Here is an 18,419-nt window from a genome sequence, read left to right on the forward strand (position 1 = left end):
TCGGTATGCTCTTGGCATGTTCTCGCGGGTACATCTGCTGGCGATTGCGGTCTTCGCACTCGTCGTACCCGCCCTCGCCCTGGTCGCGGCACCGTCGAATGAACCGGCGGCACTGGCCGTTTTCGGTGTCATCGCGGCGTCGCTGACCTTGACGCTGCTCGCGCTGCAGAGCACACAACATCTGCCGATCGCGCTGGCCCACTCGGGTCCGCCGCCCTCGGCGCAGCGGCGCCGCCGGGGTTCCTTCCTGCGGCAGAGCAATCCGGATACCGCCGGACGTCCGCGCCCTCGAGCACCCGGATCGGTCACCGCCTAGCGATCACTCGCCGCCTGGTTTCCAGGCGATTCGGTTGACCATTCCCATCGACGTGCGTGTACGCACGTTTGCACAGTGAGGTGCTCTCATGCTCGACTTCATCTATTACCCGGTATCCGCCATTCTCTGGTTGTGGCACACCGCCTTTGCCGCCGTCCTCGGCCCCGCGAGCGGACTCGCGTGGGTGGTCGCGGTCATATTTCTCGTGATCACTCTCCGCGCCGCGCTATTGCTGCCATTCCTGAAACAGGCGCGCGCCCAAGCGGTGATGCAGCGACTGCAACCGCGCGTCAAAGCCCTACGGCAGAAGTACAAAGACGATCCGGTTCGCAGGAATACCGAAATGCAGCAGTTGTACAAGGACAACGGCGTCAATCTCTTCGCCAGCCTGATTCCGATGATCGCCCAGGTCTTCGTGTTCGTCGGACTGTTCCATGTGCTGCGTTCGTTCGACCGCACCGGGACCTTCGATTACCTGCCGTTAGGGCGCACCGCGCCTATGACGGCCGAACAGAATGCCGCGACCGCGAATTATCTGTTCGGCCCGGGCGATGTGCAGTCCTTCCTGCATGCCGAACTGTTCGGGGCACCGCTGTCGGCAACGCTGGCCGGGGCGGGCGAACTGCTCTCGACCGTGGCGCTCGTCGCGCTGCCGCTCATGCTGATCGCCGCGGTCGCAACGCATTTCACGGCGCGCGCGGCACTGGATCGGCAGACCGGGACGACGACGCAATTGCCCTTCATGCGCACACTCAGCCTGTGGGTCTTCCCGGCGACCGCGGTTCTCGGCGGCGCATTACTGCCGGTGGCGATCCTGCTGTACTTCGTCACGAACAATGCCTGGACCCTCGCGCAACAGCATTTCGTCTACCGCCGCCTCGATGTCGAAACAGCAACCGAGGCAAGGCGTGTCGCCGCTGCCCGGGCCGACGCCGCCCCCAAACCCGGCGTGAAACCGAAGCGACGGTAAATCATTCGCGCACGCCAGCCGCGAACTCTATGGTGGTTCCAGGTCGAGTCAAGGGGCGCAGCGGAATCTCCGCAGCCGCGTTCCCCGTGTCGGGCTCGGTCTCGCACCTGGTGAAGGGCTCCAAGCCTGGATGGGTTCGATTCCCGACGCGATGGCACCCGGTTCCGGCCGGATACGGCAAACGGCTCTGCGGGCTCCGCGGCTACTGCCGCGGGACGCCCCCGCCGCGACCCCGTGACCGGAACCGGGTGACATCCGAAACCACAAGGCAGCCAACGACACAGGCACGGGAGGAGTGAAACATGTACACGACGGTCATGGAGTGGCAGCGCACGCTGCTGTACCGCGACGGCACACTCGAGCGAGTGCTCGAACCCGGACGCCACCGCTTCGACGCCAAGCGCTGCACGCTGATCGTCGTCGACATGCGGCCCCGACTGCTGAATGTCAGCGGTCAGGAACTGCTCACCCGCGATGGGCTGTCGCTGCGGGTCAGCTACGCACTGAACTGGCAGGTCACCGATCCCGAGGCATTCACCACCGGTGCGCAGTACCCGGAAAGCGTGCTGTACGCGGCGGTGCAGGACGCCGCACGCCGGGCAGTCGCCAGCCATTCCCTCGACGAACTCATCACCGACCGCACGCTGCTCGTCGGCGATATGGCCGAAATCGCCACGGCTGTAGCGGGTCTCGGCATCCGCGTCGACACACTGAACGCCCGCGACCTGATGCTGCCCGGCGAACTGCGCAGGGCCGCACTGGAAACCGTGCTCGCCAAGGAACGCGGCCGGGCCGAGCTCGAACGGGCCCGCGCGGAAGCCGCGGCGCTACGGTCGCTGGCCAATACCGCGCGGCTGCTCGAGGAACACCCGGCACTGCTGCGGCTGCGCACTCTGCAGGTCGCGACCGCCCCGGGCACGCAGGTAGTGCTCGACCCACGAGAACGCGCATGAGCTGAAACCCCTTGTCCACGCGGACAAGGGGTTTCAGCGCTCTGCGCGAAGATCTATTCGGGATCTGTCCCATAGATCGAGCGGTACTCCTTGGCGAAGGCGCGGCGGCCGAGCAAGCGCCAGGCGAGTCTGGCGGCGAACGGCATGTCGGCGAGAAACTTGCGGCGTTCGGCGTGCGGTACCCCCTGCAGGATGAAGCCAAGGAATACCAATTGCCGGTCCTTCGGCACGGCGGCGCGTCCCCGTTCGCCGAGCGCCGCCCATTCGCGGGCGGTCATGACACGTTCGGCGAGCGGCAGGATGATTGCCTCCTCCTCGGCCATATGCTGGTCGAGAGCGGCGGCGAGCGATGTCAGCGTGACGGCGAGATGCTCGCGCACCTCGGTATGCGCCGTGGCCGCGAATTCCTCGGCCTGCCGATCCGCGCGGGCCATCAGTTCGGCGATTCGCTCATGCTGTTCCTCCATCCGCAGAATCAGTGCGCCATCGGTCTTCGCCCGGTCGAGCAGCAGTGGCCACATCAGCTCGTCCTCGGCGGAGTGGTGGTGATGCAGGCCGGTATCGAGTTCGGTGAGGAACTCGACGATGCGGCGCGCGCGGGCGGTGTCACCATCGGCGACACCGCCGACGAGGCCGGGCAGCGCGTCGAAATGGCGGCGGAAGGCGCGGTGTACGAGCACCATGTCAGTGGTATCGGGGCATTCGGTGGTCCGGGTCGCGGTGTTCATGGTCCTCACTGTGTGTCGATCCGCTTGTAGCGCACTTGCAATAGACTTGGCCGGTCATGGTGCGGATTCAGGTGCTCGGCTCGCTGGCCGCGAAGACCGAGCGCGGCAGCGTCGATCTGGGCGGCCCACGCCAGCGCGGCGTGCTCGCCCTCCTGGTGGTGGCCCGCGGTGCGGTCGTGCCGATCGACCGGCTGATCGACGATCTCTGGCGCGGGGAGCCGCCGCCGCGCGCACTCGGCGCGTTGCAGGCCTACATTTCGCACTTGCGCAAGCTCCTCGAGCCGGATCGGCTGCCGCGCTCGCCGGCTACCGTATTGGTGAGCCAGGCGCCGGGATACGCCTTGCGGCTTTCCCCGGAGGCGGTGGACGCCTGGCAGTTCGAGGCCGAACTACGCAGCGCGCCAACGGATCCCGCAGGACGACGACGCAATCTCGAACAGGCGCTCAGCCGATGGCACGGCCCGGCATTCGCCGAGTTCAGCGACGAATCGTGGGCACAGCCCGAAGCGAACCGACTCGAGGAACTACGCCTGGCCGCGCGCGAGCGACTGGCCGCGACACTGGTCGAATTGGGTGATCACACCGCCGCGGCCGCGGAAGCGGATGCGTTGACGAGTACGCATCCGCTGCGCGAGGAGGCGTGGCGTATTTCGGCGCTGGCGCGGTTCCATGCGGGGCGACAAGCCGACGCGCTCGCCGCACTGCGTGCCGCCCGCGACGTACTCGCGGACCAGCTCGGCATCGACCCAGGCCCTGCTCTGGTCCAACTCGAGGCCGATTTGCTGGCGCAACGCATCCCCGTCGAGCAACCCGCACCGGTTTCGTTTCCGTCGCCGACCGCCGAGCCCTCTGCGGTGCAGAGCGAATTCGTCGGCCGGACAAGGGAACTCGATGAGCTGCGGCGGGCCGCGCGGGCGGGCGGCGCACCTCGTGTCGCGGCCGTGATCGGGGAGGCTGGCAGCGGCAAATCTCTCTTGCTGCAGCGGTTTCGGGCCGAGCTGGCTGCGGGCGGCTGGCGCGTGGTCACCGGCCGCTGTCCCGAGGAGGACGGCGCACCACCGGCGTGGGCCTGGGTGGAGGCGCTGCGCGAGCTCGCGAGCACAGTGGATCCCGGCCGATACGCCGAACCGCTGGAGCCGTTGCTCGCCGATCGGCACCGCGAATTCGGCACCGATGCCGCAGTCGGGCGATTCCTGCTGCATCGCGCGGTCGGTGCGTACCTGGACGAGTCGGCACGGCAGCAACCGCTCGCGGTATTTCTCGACGACCTGCACCGTGGCGACTCCGAGACGGTCACCCTGCTCGGCAGCGTGGCGAAATCGGCCGCGATCCTGATCGTGATCACCTACCGTCCCGACGAGATCGGGATGCCTCTCGAAGACGCGCTCGCCTCGCTCGCCACCGCGACCACGGCGCGGATACGCCTGCGCGGCCTGGGTTTCGACGATGCGGCGGTTCTCATCCGGTCGGTATCGGGACAGGATCCCGATCGGGCGACGATCGAGGCACTGACCGAACGCACCGACGGAAATCCCTTCTACCTCACCGAAAGCGCTCGTCTACTCGCCAGTGAGGGCGCGCTGGTGGCGACTTCGGAGGTACCGGAAGGTGTCCGCGACGTGCTGCGCCGACGCTTTGCACGGCTACCCGAGGTCAGCGTGTCGGTGCTGCGCCTCGCCGCGGTGATCGGGCGTGCATTCGACATCGAGGTGCTGATCGGCGCGGCCGAAATCGACGAGGACGAGGTCCTCGATGCCGTGGAGGCGGGCGTGCTCGCCGGACTCCTCGAGGAACCAGGTCCCGACCACGCTCGCTTCACACACGCGCTCGTCCGCGACACCTTGCTCGGCGACCTGCCCCGCATACGGCGACGCCGCTGGCATCTGCGCATCGCCGAGTCGATCGAGCGGGCCCGCCCGGACGACCTGTCCGCGCTAGCACACCATTTCGGGGAGGCGCTCACCGTTGCGACGGCACGGCGGGCCGCCGACTACGCTCGCGCGGCGGGTGAACAGGCCGAACGCCGATTCGCCCACGATGTCGCGGCCGAAAGCTACGGTCGCGCCGTCATCGCGCTCGAACGGATCACCGGCGCGGACACGACAGCCGAGCGGGTCGCCGCGCTTTCGCGTATGAGCAGGAGCCACCTCGCCGCCGGCGCCGGACTACCGGCTCGCGATGCGCGCGACCGCGCGGTGTCGGTGGCCGATACGCCTGAATTGCTGGTCGAGGCGCTCACCGCGTGGGACACGCCGACGCCCTGGCTCAACCGCGCATACGGGTCCGTCGACCAGCGCGCGGTTGCCGCCATCGAGGAGGCGCTGCGGACTCCCGGGCTGACAACGCAGGCACGCTGTCGGCTCCTCGTCGCGCTCGTCCGCGAGATCGGCGGCGAGCTGCACGAACGAGCGCGCGAGGCGGCCGAGGAAGCCGAAGCGCTGGCACGTGGACTGAGCGATCCTGGACTGCTCGGGCTGGCATTGCAGGCGCGAACCTCTGTGTACGACACATCAATTCCGCTCGCCGATCGTGAACGGCTCGCCACCGAGTTGATCCGTCTCGGCGAGGACAACGATCTTCCCGCCTTCGCGCTGATCGGACGTAATGCCGCATTCCAAGTTGCCGCAGCCCGCGGCGACATAGACCGCGCGAATGCCGAACTCGCGGCCGCGACGCTGCTGGCCGACCGCTATCAGTGGCGTCAGGCCCAAGCCGCGAACACCATGGGCCGCGCGATGATGGCCCATCTGACGGGGAATCTCGAAGCGGCGGAACAGCATTATCAGCAGGCCCACGAATTCTTCACGCGCCACAAAGTCTTCGATTCGGACGGCAACCTGCTGATCGCCCTCTTCACCATCCGTCTCACGCAAGGCCAGATCGGCGAATTCGCACCGCTGTTGACCGAAATGTTCGACCAACTCGGAACTTCGGGCAACGACCTCGTCGTCGACCCGCTTGCGTTGGCGCTGCTGGCAACCGGTGACCGGCGCGGCGCGCGAGCGGCGACGCAGGCTCGCCGCCCGCTGCGTACCGACTTCTTTCGCTCGCTGTTCCTCACCGTGCGCGGCATGGCCGTCGCGGCTCTCGAACAACGCGCCGAAGCAGCGCAGGTGTACCAGCAGCTGCGCACCTATACCGGTCAGATCGCCGGCGCGGACACCGGCGCGCACGCCGCGGGACCGGTGGACACCGTACTCGGGGACCTCGCGGCGATGCTCGGCAAACCCGACCAGGCGGCCGAGCACTACACCACCGCGGCACGCCTCGCCCGCCGCTGCGGATGCCGAGAGTGGATCACCACCGTGCACAACCGCATCGGTTTACAAGTCGACTACTAGTCGCGCCAGGAAGCTGGGTAGCAGATCACGCCTCAGCCAGCAGAAGGAGCGCCGCCATGCCGACCGACCGACAGCTCAAGACCTTGAACACCATCCACCGCACGGTGATAAAGCTCAGCGGCGGCATCTTCGGCACAACCTTCAAAGGCATGCCGACGCTCATGCTGACCACCATCGGCCGCAAATCCGGCCGACCACACACCGTCGTCCTCACCGCACCGATCATCGACGGCGACGCGATCATCATCGTCGCGTCCCGCGGCGGTGCTCCCACCAACCCGGCATGGCTGCACAACCTGCGCGCGAACCCCGAAGTCCAGGTTTCACTCGAGCATGGCCCGAACCGGCCGATGACCGCTCGCATCCTGTCAGCGACCGAGCGGGACGAACTCTGGCCCGACGTCATCGCAGCCCACCCCGGCTACGCCGACTATCAAAAAATGACGACCCGAACAATTCCTTTGGTCACCTTGGCACCGCTCGCCGATGAGATCGAGGCCCAACCGATCTGATAACCGTCGCTCACCCACCGGCACACACAAGCTGCGACATGACGAATCGTCAAGCGTCCGTGTGTCTTCCGATCGGGTCGAATCGACGCAATCGAGCGCCGGAATCGACAAGCGAGCAGCGGCCTGTTCGCGGCCACCCTACACTCGACGCACATGGATGCTCTCGACGGAGGTGATCGGCGGTTGAACCCCAGGGATCCGCGCGACCAGCACACTGCGCATTACGAAGCCGGTTATCAGCCGGGGAACTACCGTGACCCCGCGTATAGCCAGGATCACGGATACGGCGGAGACCACGGATACGGCACATATCAGCAGTCCGATTATCCGGACCGGCAGTCTCGGCCACAGCAGGGACCGGACGTCAATATCGGCATGTTCGTTGGTGGTGTGTTCGCGGCGGCGGTGGTGACCGCGCTCGCGGCCTGGCTGTGCGCCTGGATTATCGAGATCATCGCCACCCGGGTGACCGAGAGCGGCAATTTCGGGGTGTGGAACCCGATGGCCCAGGACGCGTACTGGTTCGCGGCCGTTGCCTTCATCTGCACGCTGCTGGCCGGGGTGCTCTGGTATCTGCTGCGCCTGGGCACTCCGTCACCGGAATTGTTCTTCAGCTGGATCGTCGGAATCCTCACCGCCGCGGCGGTGATCATTCCACTCGCGCTGTCGAGCCACCTCTGGGTGGGGATCTCCACCGCGGTCGAACATTTGGTGATCGGGGTCCCGATCCTCAGCATGGTGCGCATGGTGGGCGCCAAGAGCGTCGTAAACCAATGAAAGTCGAGGATTCGACGCGAGGCTAGCTGGTGCCGTTGCCTTCGGTGGCCATCGTTCGAGCCGCCGTCGGCATGGGCGCCGGGCACGACACATACCGCACACCCAGACCCGCCGCGTGCGCTGTCACGGCAGGAAATCCCTGTTCGCGGCCTCGCCGCCATGACAGACTGCACCTCGGGGATGCCTTCTGGAATGATCGGAGGATCGGAGCGGAGTTGGAACCGACGACGGATGAGTCGGACGCCGTCCACCGAACTCGCACCGTGCTGGCATCGGCTGTCAGGCGGTTCGCCGACACCTGGGATAAGACCGGTGCGCCGCCGGACCTCGCGGAGTATCTGCCGGATGCGCCGGGATTGCGGCGGATGTGCCTGATCGAGCTGATCAAGGTCGATCTGGAGTACCGGTGGCTGCGCTACGACCATCCGAAGCGGCTCGCCCAGTACTGCGCCGAATACGCCGAGTTGCGCACCGGGCCGACGCCACCCGATCTGGCCTACGAGGAATTCCATGTGCGGCGCCGGTCCGGACGCGACCAGGATCTCGGCACCCAGCCGACCGAGGTGCCTACCACCGCGCCGACCGGGTCCGAGATCAACTACCGCAGCACGCTGATCGCCCCGCCGCGATCTCTGGAATCACTCAACGGCATCAGCGCCGGTGCGAGTGTGGACGATTTCGACCTGCTCGTCGCAGTTGGCAGCGGCGCCTTCGCGCGGGTTTTCCTGGCGCGGCAACGGTCGATGCAGCGGCTGGTCGCGGTGAAGATCTCCTACAACCGCGGCACCGAGCCGGAGACGCTGGCGCAGCTGGATCACGAGTACATCGTGCGGGTCTTCGATCATCGGCTGATCGAGAACGGCGAGCTCAAATTGATGTACATGCAGTACCTTCCGGGCGGCACGCTGCTCGGGGTGCTGAAGCTGGTGCGCGCCCGGTCACCGGATCTGCGCAGCGGCGCCCTGCTGCTCGACGCCGTCGATAACGCCATTCAGGACCGGGGCGGCATCGTCCCGAGTGATACCGGTATCCGTGGCGATATCACCGGATATTCCTGGCCGGAAACGGTGGCGTGGCTGGGCAGCCGACTCGCCGAAGCACTCGACTATGCCGCGCGCAGCGGGGTGTTGCATCGCGATATCAAACCCGCCAATGTGCTGCTGACCGCGGAAGGCGTTCCGAAGCTCGCCGACTTCAATGTCAGCTTCAGCAACCACGTGGCCGGGACGAATCCGATGGCATACTTCGGCGGGTCACTGGCCTACATGTCCCCCGAACAACTCGCCGCCTGCCATCCGGAGCTGCCGACCACCGCCGAAGATCTCGATCTGCGCAGCGATATCTATGCGCTCGGCGTCATGCTGTGGGAACTGCTGACCGGCCGCAGGCCCTTCGACGACGAACCACTGGCAGGCGAATCCGAAACCTCGCTGGCACGCATGCTGGAGCTGCGCCAGCAAGACATCGAACCACGGTACCTGTCCGAACTGCCGCCGGACTGCCCACCGACCCTGCGCCGCGTGTTGTTGAAATGCCTTGCGCCACAGCGGGACAACCGCTGGAGCAGCGGCGACGAGCTGGCACAGCAGTTCGAACTGTGCCTGGACCGTCGCGCCCGCGATCTCGTGGACCCGCAGGGAAGCAGTCTGCGTTCGAAAGTCGGTCCCTGGTCGCTGGCAGCGATCGTCACCCTGGCCAGCACGACCGGCGGCTTCCTCGGCGTGCTGTACGGCAACGTGCACAACAGACCCTTGATCGAGGCGTGGATTCCGGACGACCAGCGACAGTCCCTGCGGGCCATCAACCCGGTACTCGAGCTGATCGTCCCCCTGTTGGTCCTGATCGTGACGAACTACCTGTGCCGCAGGGTCTTCCTGGTGGTGTGGCGCGGACTGAGAAAGGGCAGGACGTTCACCCCTGAGATGCTGGCGCTGGCGCGAAGGGACACCCTGTCGGTCGGTGACCGAGTCGCCTGGGTCGCATTCGCCGGATGGAGTGTCAGCGGGATCGTGACCGCACTGGCGCTGCACAGCGACACCGACCTGTCCCTCGGCCAAGTGGTGCACTTGGCCGCGTCACTGCTCGTCTGCGGCGCCATCGCCGTCGCCTACCCGTTCTTTCTCGTCACCCTGTTCGTCGTCCGCGTCATCTACCCCCGTCTTCTCCTACACGGCACCACCCCCGAGGACCATGACAACCTGCGCGCCCTCAGCCGCCGCAGCACCCGCTACCTCGCAGTCGCCGCATCGATTCCATTGATCGGCGTCGTCCACAGTCTGATGTTCCTGAAACCGGAAGAGGTCGCGCTGGTCACCGATTCGATCCGCTGGCTCGCCATCGCTGGCGTCTTCGGCTTCGTCGGCAACTATTGGCTGCATCGAAAACTCGAGGATGACCTGCGCGCATTCCAGCGCACTCTGTCCGGCAGTCCGGAGCACAAGCGCTGACTACCGTGCCGATACACCGTGACCAGTACAGCGATCAATCAGAGCTCTGCACTTGGGCGTCCAGCACGGTTGCGGGGACACCGTAAGGCAGGAACCGCACGCGACGGCGTGTGTCGGTGTTGTCGCGATGCGCACGCAAGGCCTCGAGCTCGCTCGGAAAAACCTGCTCGACCCTGGCCTCACCGGCGTCATCGATGCTGTAGATGACCCACACTCCACTGCCGGTCTCGCCGGTGGTCTCGCCCTCCGGTTTCGGCGGCCGCGTGCGCTCCGGCTGAACGAACTGACCCAGCAGCGACGCCACCGTATTCATGCTTGTGCGATCGATGTACGTGCTGGCCTTTCCGAGGAGGTCACGGAATTCGATCCCCGCCTCCCGCAACGCACGTTCGAATTCTTCCGGATCGAACCCGAAAGGCCGGTCGGGTGCCATCACATTGCTCCTGGAGTCGGATTCGGTACTACGCCTTCAGTGTCCTCGCGCAATCTCGACTTCGCCACGTCCGGCCATGTTCACGGCCGACGCGGCGAACATCGGCTGTGGGTGTTGTCGACGCTCTTCGATCCATAGACTTCGGCCGTGACCGATATGGCGGACTTTGCTCGGCTCATCGTTGGCGATCATGGCCTTTGCGTCGTCTCGACCTCGCGGGCCGATGGCACTGTTCAGTCCTCGCTCGTCAACGCAGGTGTGTTGGCGCACCCGCAGACCGGCGAGCCCGTGGTGGGCATGGTGATCCGCGGTGGTACGCGCAAATTGGACAATCTCCGTGTTCGGGCCCGCATGACGGTTGTCGTCCGTGTCGGGTGGGCGTGGGCGGCCGTCGAGGGATCGGTGTGGATTGTGGGTCCCGACGACCCGATGCCGGACATCGACGCCGAACGGATGCGGCAGTTGCTGCGCGAGGTTTTCACCGCGGCGGGTGGCACCCACGACGACTGGGACGAATATGACCGGGTCATGGCTGCCGAGCGACGCGCAGTCGTTCTCGTCGTCCCCGATCGCATCTACGGCAACGGCTGAGGCGGCGCTCTTTCCATAATAGTACGCGTGTGCGTACTATACGCATGTGCGTATTATTGAGATTCCCGAACAGCCGTTCGCGGACGGCATCGTCCTCATGCCGTGGAAACCCGGTCCACGCCAGGACATTTCCGGGCATGTGTTCGTCAGCGTGACCGACTTCCTGGCCCGGTCCGAGGAGGAAGTCCGCAGCATCTACGAGATCGGGCTCGAGCTGGGGAACACCTGGCCGGTCATGCAGGGCGCGGTGGGACTGTGGCTGTGGGGCAGGCCCGCCGCGCGACGCGGCGGATCCATCACGGTGTGGGAATCGGAAGCGGACATGCGCCGATTCGTGCGATGGCCGGTGCACGCCAAGATCGTGCGGGCATGGCGCGGCAAGGTGGGCATCGGTACCGACTCGTGGCAGGCCGACCACTTCGAGCCGCGACAGGTACTGGAACGCGCGCGGAACACACTGGAAAGTCCACATTGCGAGGAGTCATAACTCCCGATCGAAAACAGACGGCGAAAGGACGGGCGGCTACTCGCCGCCGCCTCGCCGCTCGGAGCCACATCATTTATGCCTGCGATGTTTTCGTGCCGCATGCCAGCGGTATGCCTGCTGTGTCGCACAATTGGACACGGATGAAGTTTCGGGCAGAGGTAAGTCATGAATATTCGCAAAACGCTGCTGGTTTCGGTACTGGCACCGTTGTCGGTCGCCAGCTGCGCACATGAGGGCTCGAAAAGCGTTGCGCAGGCGGTGATTCAACCACCTGCCGCGAGACAGACTTTGCAAGTGCCGGTCGGTCCCGGCCCCTCCGGCACGTACACGGTACAGGCGCAACCGGGTCCGGGCAGCTGCCACTACCGCAAGTCGGGCGACGGGCAACCACTGCCCGATCCCGCGTGCACCCCGGGAGCGGTCAATCCGAAGGTGGCCGCGGACAACCTCGGCGACACCATCTGCAAGGGCGGATATACCTCCTCGATCCGCCCGCCTGCCAATATCACCAACCGGGAAAAGGACGCCGACGCGAAGTCCTACGCCTATACCGGCCCATTGCACGACGCCGAGTACGACCACTTGGTGTCGCTGGAGCTCGGCGGCGACCCGAACGATCCGCGCAACCTGTGGGTGGAGCCACCGTCACCCGATCACAAGGCGGGCGCGGGGCCGAACAATCCGAAAGACGCCGTCGAGAACAGGTTGCATGCGCTGGTATGTTCCGGCAAGGTCGCCTTGACCGACGCCCAGAACGCCATAGCCGCCGACTGGACCACGGCCCTGGTCGACGTCGGCCACCCCGACGGCAAGTAGGCTCGACCTGCGGTGTCACCATTCCCGTTGGCATAGAAGGCATCTCGACCGAAATGCCGTCGTCCTCGGGCCGCGTGGTGTTCGCCGCTACGCGGGCAGGTGACCGTAGCCGAAAATGTTGATGAAGTAGTTGCCCGGGATCAGTTGGTTCATCGCGTGCCACTGCCCCGCCGGGTCGCGCTGGTAGTAACTCACCGGCGACAAACCGTCGTCGTAGCAGACGATGTCGGCGATGCCAAACGGGCTCCAATAAGTGCTTGCACCCAGGCGGCCGGGTGCGAGCGGTGGCGTGAACAGGTGACTGCACGGGGTGATGCTCGGTTCGTAGATCGAGGGCGCGGCCGCGGCCGTCGGCGCGAGGCCGACCACACCGATACCGCCCAATCCCACACACATCGCGGCAGTCAACGAACGAGGGACACTTCGTCCCATATCGGTTCTCCTCAACTATTCCGATCGGTAACAGTGAGCACACGATACGCGAACGCGCATGAGCTGAACCCCTTTGTCCATGCGGACAAGGGGTTTCAGCATGGAATGCGGACTGCTATGCAGGACGCGCCTGCAGGTGATCCGTCGCCGACAGCACCTTCAGCGCCTGCCGGACACCGACCGGCGCCCACGCCGCCGACGCATCGTGCACTACTACCGGATCGATGAGCAGCACCACGGTGCCCTTGGTCTCGAGCTCGAAACCTCCTGCGGCCGTTACGTTCTTGACCCAGTCCACGTCACGACCGTAGGTGAGGGCGATCCGATACACACCTTCGGATTCGAATGCCCACACCGGAGTTCTGTAGGGCCGCCCGGATTTTCGTCCTTTGTGGACAACCATGCTCATCGGGGGCACTTTCCCGGCCAACCGGCCGAGGATCGGGTTTGTCACGTGCCGGTTCAATTTCGCCAGTGTGCGCGGAAGCACCATCTGGGCGGTCCTCTCTCAGGGTGGCGTGCGGAGATCAGGTTACCCTCGACCGGTGTCCGTGCACCCTCAGTCGGAGATGATCGCGGTCTATGACGCCGCGGGCCGTGAAATCGGCGCGGCCGACCGCGCCACCGTCTATCGCGACGGCAGCTGGCACGCCAGTGCGGGCGTACTCGTCCGCTCCGGCGACGGTGAACGCGTCTATGTGCACCGCCGCACCGATACCAAGATGGTCTTCGCCGGTATGCACGACTGCCTGGCCGGTGGTGTCGTCGATCCCGGCGAGACTCCGGCTCAGACCGCGGTCCGGGAACTCGCCGAGGAACTCGGCATCGTGCTGCCCGCCGATGCGGCACCGCTGCCGCTGCGGGCCAGCGCGTCCTGGGACGGCAGCTGGCTTGGCGCACCGATGCGCTGTCATTTGTTCGCCTACGAGCTGCGCTACGACGGGCCCATCCGCCATCAGCCGGAGGAAATCGTGGACGGCTGGTGGTGGACCGATGCCGAACTGCGCGCACATCTGGCCGACCCGACCTGGCCGTTCGTCCCGGACACCCGCATCCTCACCGACCAGCTACTGGACTGAAAGGCCATCGGCCCATCAGGTCGAGGACCTGATGGGCCGATCAGCCTGCGATCTGTCAGGCGGCGCTACCGCTCATAGCACCCATGACCTGGGTGAAGAGGTTCGCGACGACTTCGAGGAGCTCCATGTACATTCCCTTGCTGGACCCGATATGAAATTTGCATTCTGCACGGGCTAGGTGTCCAGCAGGTAAGAGGGTCGTGAAAACGGGTGACTACCCCGAGGACGCCGCCGAGCCCGCCCATGCGGCGAAGGCGCCCGGATTGCGGGTCTGCAGCAGCACCCGGCCGGGTCCGGTGAAGTCGAAGACGAAGCCCTCGCCCGACTTCAGCGATTGGATGGACCGCCCGGATACCGCGCGCCGGATGGTGAAGTTCATGGCCAGGTCATAGGCCACCACATGGCCGGTATCGATGGTGATCGGCTCACCCGGCTGCAGATCGATCACATCGATCGCGCCGAATACACCGACGACCACCTCACCCTCGCCGTGCGCGCGCAGCCCGAAGCCGCCCTCGCCACCGAACAGATTCGCGAAGCCGCCCCACTTGCCCTCCACCTGCACGCCGTGCGAGTTCGCGATCCAGCCGCCGCGGCTGATGAAGAACGGTCGATCGGGAGTGATCTGCAGGTTCAGCATGTCGCCGGGCAGCGCTGGCGCCACGTCCACCCAGCCGCCCTGCGGCGGTGCGGTGAAGGTCGAGACGAAGAATGATTCGCCCGCGAGCACCGAACGCTTCAGCCCGGCGAGAATGCCGCCTTCGGCCTTGGCCTGCAACGAAACTCCCGCCGAATGCGCGACCATGGCGCCGCTCTCGACCCGCATCGGCTCGCCGCCGGCCAGGAAGCACCGCGCGACCGCGGAGGCCGGACTATGACGCAGTTGTACCTTCATAAATGCCGACCCTACCGGCTATTTCGGCTACGAAGGGTCCAGCGATTCCAGGGTCTTCGCATCGCGCGCGACGACCGCACCGCCGTCGGGAGTGAGCACGATCGGCCGCTGAATCAGCTTCGGGTTCGCCGCCAATGCCTCGATCCAGCGCTCGCGGTCGGCCTCGGTGCGTCCCCAGCTGGATATGCCCAGGTCCTTGGCGATCTGTTCACCGGTGCGGGTGATATCCCACGGCTCGGCGCCCAACCGCTGCAGCACCGTCCGCAATTCCGCGGCGGTCGGCGGATCGTCGAGGTAGCGCCGTACCGTGTACTCGACGCCCGCCTCGTCCAGGTGCGTGGTGGCAGTGCGGCTCTTGCTGCACTGCGGGTTGTGCCAGATCTCGGTTTGCCCAGATGTCATGGTCGCAGCGTACCTACAGGTGCATCCAGGTCGGCCATACCTGCGACCACGGGTGGCGCAGGCCGGTGCACTTCCACACGGTGACGTTCCGGGTATTGCCCGGATACCCGATTCGACTGTCCGCCTTGGCAACTGGCTCGACGTGCTCGAAATCCCAATGCAGGAAGGCATCATTCACGCCGAGAGCTCATCGCCGAAGTAGTCGTCGCGGCTGGTGGAGAACACCAACACGGGCACGGCCACGGCGGCGATGACACCGATACCCCGTGTCGCCACTGGCGGGCGCGCGCCGGTGGCGGGCGATTCAGCCCACGTATTCGTCGGCAACCTCCAACACCTCGTCGACGATCTCCAGCCCTGTGCGCAGTTCGTCGGCCGAGGTGGTCAGCGGCGGCGCGATCTGGAAGCGGTTGCCCGCATTGAACGGCCACAGCCCGCGCTCCTTGGCGGCAGCGGTGACCCGGTTCATCGGTTCGGCGGCTGGACCGGCGGCCGCGAACGGGATCAGCGGCTCGCGAGTGTGTGGATCGCGCACCAACTCCAGTGCCCAGAAGAAGCCGAGCCCGCGCGCCTCGCCGACGCTCGGATGCCGAGAAGCCAACTCCGCCAACCCTTTTCCGAGTACGTCCGCGCCGACGGTCCGCACATGGTCGAGAATGCCGTCGCGTTCGAAGACATTGATGGAGGCGATGCCCGCGGCACAGGCGAGTGGATGTCCGGCATAGGTGAGTCCGCCGGGATACACCGTATTGTCGTAGCGTTGCGCGATCCGTTCGGCCATCAGTACGCCGCCGAGCGGAACATAGCCGGAGTTCACACCCTTGGCGAAGGTGATGATATCGGGTGCGACATCGAAGGCTTGGACCGCGAACCACTCACCGACCCGGCCGAATCCGACCATCACCTCGTCGGCAATGTAGACGATGCCGAATTCGTCGCACAGTTCCCGGACACCGGCCAGATAGCCAGGCGGCGGCACGAGCACACCGTTGGTGCCGACCACTGTCTCCAGGATCAGACCCGCAATGTGTTGCGGGCCTTCCAATTCGATGACCTGACGCAAATGTTGCAGCGCCGCTGTCGTCTCTGCCTCGGGCGTGCTCGTACCCCAGGGCGATCGGTAGGGATACGGCCCGAAGAAGCGGACGACGTCGACATTGGTCGGCTCGGCGCCCCAGCGTCGCGGCTCACCGGTGAGCCCGATCGCGACGCCGGTGCCGCCGTGATAGGAGCGATAGGCGGCGAGCATCTTGGTGCGGCCGGTATAGCTGCGGGCCAGCCGCACCGCATGTTCGACGGCCTCCGCACCGCCGGTGGTGAACAGAATCCGATTCAGCTCGCCCGGCGCGCGTTCCACGATCAACCGGGCCAGTTCGCTGCGCGCCTCGTTGCCGACGGTCGGCGAGATGGTCGCGAGTTTCTGTGCCTGACCGATAATGGCCGCGACAATATCCGGATGCTGGTGGCCGATATTGACATTCACCAGTTGGGAGGAGAAATCGAGGTACCGTTTGCCGCTCTCCTCCCAGAACCACGAGCCCGACGCACCGACGATCGGCACCGGATTCAGGCTCGCCTGCGCGCTCCATGGATAGAAGACGTGATCGACCACCTATTTACCGCCTTCGGTCAGTGTCACCTGCTGTGGCGCGAATCCCGTTCCGGTGACGTCGATTCCACCGGATTTCAGTAGGTCCAGTGCCTTCGTGACGTATTCGTTGGTGAACGCGCCCGCATCGGGATCCTGCTTCAGCACCGTGACTCCCTCCTGGTTCTTGGTCTCCTTGGCGATCTTCACGGTGCGATCCCATGCCGACTTGTCGATCATGCCGATACCGTTGGGCGAGGGCCAGATCAGCTTGTTGACCTCGTTGATCTGCCACTGCTGGTGGCCGGCGCCGAGCGTGCTGCCCGCGGCGACGGTGATATCGCGGCATTTGTCGACATTGTCGCGGCAGAACGCCCAGCCCTTCAGCGAGGCGGCGATGAATTTGACGGTCTGGTCCTGGTATTTCGCATCCTTCAGCTTCTCTGAATTCGCCCAGATCGCGTCCTGCAGCATGGCCACGCCCTCGTCGTTCCAGTCGATGGTGGCGAAATCATCTGCGCTGTAGAGCTTTCCGGTGGCGGGATTCTTCGTCTCCAACAGCTGGGCGTATTCGTTGTAGGACATGGCTTGGGCGGCCGTGATGTCCTTGGCGAGGAAGGCGTTCATATCGAACTGCTGCTGGACCAGCTTGACATCCCTCGACGGGTCGATGCCCGCCTTGGTCATGCCCGCGAACAGCTCGAATTCATTGCCGTAGCCCCAGTTTCCGACGGTCTTACCGCGCAGTGCGGCCGGGCCCGTGATGTTGTCGGACTTGAACGAGACCTGTTTGGTGCCCGAGCGCTGGAACACCTGCGCCACATCGGTGATACCCGCCCCGGCCTCGCGGGATGCCAGCGCCTTGGGTACCCAGGCGATCGCGTAATCGGCCTGCCCCTGGGCCAGTACCGTCTGCGGCACGATATCGGTTCCGCCATCGAGGATTTCGACCGACAGTCCCTGCTCCTTGTAGAAGCCCTGGTCCACGGCGGCCAGATAACCGGCGAACTGTCCCTGCTTGAACCACTGCAATTGCAGGCGGACCTTGGTCAGGCCGTCCGCGGTGGTTCCGGAGCCGTTGTCGGTGGTGCTGCAGCCGGTCAGCGCGGCCGCCGCCAACGCCGCCAGCGCGAGACAAGCGCGTAAACGCCCTGTGGCAGTTCTCATTTCGATCTCCCAAAGATGTCGCGGATCAGGATGGTCCGGGGTCGGCGGGTCAGTTGTTCGAAAATCAGGACGACGGCGAGGAAGAGCAGGCCGACGATCATCGCGCCGACCACATACGCCCACGCCCGCGGATAGGCCGTATTCGCCGCCGCGGAGGTGATTCGGCTGCCGAGGCCGTTCTGCAGACCGCCGAAGTATTCGGCGATCACGGCCGCGATCACCGCGCCCGGCGCCGCGATGCGCAGACCGGTGAACAGGTAGGGCAGTGCCGCGGGCAGCCGCACCGTGCGGGTGACCTGCCAGCCGCCCGCCGCATACGAGGTCATCAGATCGGCGTGCACCTGTGGCACCTGACGCAGGCCGCGGGCGGTGCTGACGAACATCGGGAAGAACACGACGATGGCCACGACCATGCGGCGCGGGGTGTCGGTGGTGGTGGAATACATCGAATTCAACAGCGGCGCCAAGGCGACGATCGGCACGGC

Annotated in this window: 21 protein-coding genes; 11 read left to right on the forward strand and 10 right to left on the reverse strand. The window is 65.6% G+C overall.

Features of this window, described 5'->3' with window-relative positions:
• The first annotated feature begins 16 nt into the window (after window positions 1-16).
• From NA5_RS22560 to NA5_RS22570, 3 genes are all read left to right on the forward strand, one after another.
• Window positions 17-316 (forward strand): DUF6412 domain-containing protein, encoded by a 300-nt coding sequence (locus tag NA5_RS22560; RefSeq protein ID WP_062989210.1) that lies wholly within the window; start codon window positions 17-19, stop codon window positions 314-316.
• Window positions 317-404: 88 nt separating this feature from the next.
• Complete coding sequence (yidC, locus tag NA5_RS22565) at window positions 405-1,286, forward strand: membrane protein insertase YidC (protein ID WP_062989212.1); 882 nt, start codon at window positions 405-407, stop codon at window positions 1,284-1,286.
• Window positions 1,287-1,588: 302 nt separating this feature from the next.
• On the forward strand, window positions 1,589-2,239 hold the full coding sequence (locus tag NA5_RS22570) for a slipin family protein (protein ID WP_062989214.1): 651 nt from the start codon (window positions 1,589-1,591) through the stop codon (window positions 2,237-2,239).
• Between the two features lie 53 nt (window positions 2,240-2,292).
• Here NA5_RS22570 and NA5_RS22575 read toward each other — a convergent pair whose 3' ends face one another.
• Window positions 2,293-2,967, reverse strand: a complete 675-nt coding sequence (locus NA5_RS22575; RefSeq protein WP_062989216.1) for a hemerythrin domain-containing protein — start codon at window positions 2,965-2,967, stop codon at window positions 2,293-2,295.
• Window positions 2,968-3,023: 56 nt separating this feature from the next.
• On the opposite strand from NA5_RS22575, the gene NA5_RS22580 reads away from it, so the two are divergent.
• The 4 genes from NA5_RS22580 to NA5_RS22595 all read left to right on the forward strand — a co-directional run bounded on the left by NA5_RS22580 (window position 3,024) and on the right by NA5_RS22595 (window position 10,044).
• Window positions 3,024-6,308: an ATP-binding protein gene (locus NA5_RS22580; RefSeq protein WP_062989218.1), complete on the forward strand. Its 3,285-nt coding sequence runs from the start codon at window positions 3,024-3,026 to the stop codon at window positions 6,306-6,308.
• Window positions 6,309-6,364: 56 nt separating this feature from the next.
• Entirely contained in the window at window positions 6,365-6,820 is a 456-nt protein-coding gene (locus NA5_RS22585; protein ID WP_062989220.1) for a nitroreductase family deazaflavin-dependent oxidoreductase, read from the forward strand.
• 153 nt (window positions 6,821-6,973) lie between these two features.
• A complete protein-coding gene (locus tag NA5_RS22590) occupies window positions 6,974-7,597 on the forward strand; it encodes a hypothetical protein (protein WP_062989222.1) in 624 nt (207 codons plus the stop codon).
• Between the two features lie 215 nt (window positions 7,598-7,812).
• A complete protein-coding gene (locus NA5_RS22595) occupies window positions 7,813-10,044 on the forward strand; it encodes a serine/threonine-protein kinase (RefSeq protein ID WP_062989224.1) in 2,232 nt (743 codons plus the stop codon).
• Between the two features lie 34 nt (window positions 10,045-10,078).
• Here NA5_RS22595 and NA5_RS22600 read toward each other — a convergent pair whose 3' ends face one another.
• Complete coding sequence (locus NA5_RS22600; protein WP_062989226.1) at window positions 10,079-10,477, reverse strand: Rv0313 family protein; 399 nt, start codon at window positions 10,475-10,477, stop codon at window positions 10,079-10,081.
• A gap of 147 nt (window positions 10,478-10,624) precedes the next feature.
• Between NA5_RS22600 and NA5_RS22605 the strand changes: the two genes are divergently transcribed.
• The 3 genes from NA5_RS22605 (at window position 10,625) to NA5_RS22615 (ending at window position 12,371) form a co-directional block, all read left to right on the forward strand.
• Complete coding sequence (locus NA5_RS22605) at window positions 10,625-11,068, forward strand: pyridoxamine 5'-phosphate oxidase family protein (protein ID WP_062989228.1); 444 nt, start codon at window positions 10,625-10,627, stop codon at window positions 11,066-11,068.
• Between the two features lie 46 nt (window positions 11,069-11,114).
• Window positions 11,115-11,555: a hypothetical protein gene (locus NA5_RS22610; protein ID WP_062989230.1), complete on the forward strand. Its 441-nt coding sequence runs from the start codon at window positions 11,115-11,117 to the stop codon at window positions 11,553-11,555.
• 165 nt (window positions 11,556-11,720) lie between these two features.
• The gene (locus NA5_RS22615) at window positions 11,721-12,371 is read left to right on the forward strand and encodes a hypothetical protein (RefSeq protein ID WP_062989232.1); all 651 of its coding nucleotides are present in this window, start codon (window positions 11,721-11,723) and stop codon (window positions 12,369-12,371) included.
• A gap of 87 nt (window positions 12,372-12,458) precedes the next feature.
• On the opposite strand, the gene NA5_RS22620 is transcribed toward NA5_RS22615, so the two are convergent.
• Together NA5_RS22620 and NA5_RS22625 are read right to left on the reverse strand one after the other, a co-directional pair.
• The gene (locus NA5_RS22620) at window positions 12,459-12,803 is read right to left on the reverse strand and encodes a hypothetical protein (protein WP_062989234.1); all 345 of its coding nucleotides are present in this window, start codon (window positions 12,801-12,803) and stop codon (window positions 12,459-12,461) included.
• Window positions 12,804-12,918: 115 nt separating this feature from the next.
• Complete coding sequence (locus NA5_RS22625; protein WP_062989236.1) at window positions 12,919-13,296, reverse strand: nitroreductase family deazaflavin-dependent oxidoreductase; 378 nt, start codon at window positions 13,294-13,296, stop codon at window positions 12,919-12,921.
• A gap of 76 nt (window positions 13,297-13,372) precedes the next feature.
• Between NA5_RS22625 and NA5_RS22630 the strand changes: the two genes are divergently transcribed.
• Window positions 13,373-13,882: an NUDIX hydrolase gene (locus NA5_RS22630; protein WP_062989238.1), complete on the forward strand. Its 510-nt coding sequence runs from the start codon at window positions 13,373-13,375 to the stop codon at window positions 13,880-13,882.
• Window positions 13,883-14,096: 214 nt separating this feature from the next.
• Here the strand turns inward: NA5_RS22630 and NA5_RS22635 are convergent, their stop codons facing one another.
• The 6 genes from NA5_RS22635 to NA5_RS22655 all read right to left on the reverse strand — a co-directional run.
• Complete coding sequence (locus tag NA5_RS22635) at window positions 14,097-14,777, reverse strand: TIGR00266 family protein (RefSeq protein WP_062989240.1); 681 nt, start codon at window positions 14,775-14,777, stop codon at window positions 14,097-14,099.
• Between the two features lie 27 nt (window positions 14,778-14,804).
• Window positions 14,805-15,179, reverse strand: a complete 375-nt coding sequence (locus tag NA5_RS22640) for an arsenate reductase family protein (protein ID WP_062989242.1) — start codon at window positions 15,177-15,179, stop codon at window positions 14,805-14,807.
• A gap of 13 nt (window positions 15,180-15,192) precedes the next feature.
• The gene (locus NA5_RS40545) at window positions 15,193-15,357 is read right to left on the reverse strand and encodes a hypothetical protein (protein ID WP_174555259.1); all 165 of its coding nucleotides are present in this window, start codon (window positions 15,355-15,357) and stop codon (window positions 15,193-15,195) included.
• Window positions 15,358-15,483: 126 nt separating this feature from the next.
• Window positions 15,484-16,791, reverse strand: coding sequence for an aspartate aminotransferase family protein (locus tag NA5_RS22645; protein WP_062989243.1), 1,308 nt, complete (start codon window positions 16,789-16,791; stop codon window positions 15,484-15,486).
• Complete coding sequence (locus NA5_RS22650; RefSeq protein ID WP_062989245.1) at window positions 16,792-17,934, reverse strand: ABC transporter substrate-binding protein; 1,143 nt, start codon at window positions 17,932-17,934, stop codon at window positions 16,792-16,794.
• Window positions 17,931-18,419, reverse strand: a 489-nt coding sequence (locus NA5_RS22655) for an ABC transporter permease (protein WP_157110575.1), incomplete at its 5' end; no start/stop codon positions are given. The genes NA5_RS22650 and NA5_RS22655, both read right to left, overlap by 4 nt.

The sequence above is a fragment of the Nocardia anaemiae NBRC 100462 genome (genome assembly GCF_001612725.1).
Taxonomy (GTDB): domain Bacteria; phylum Actinomycetota; class Actinomycetes; order Mycobacteriales; family Mycobacteriaceae; genus Nocardia; species Nocardia anaemiae.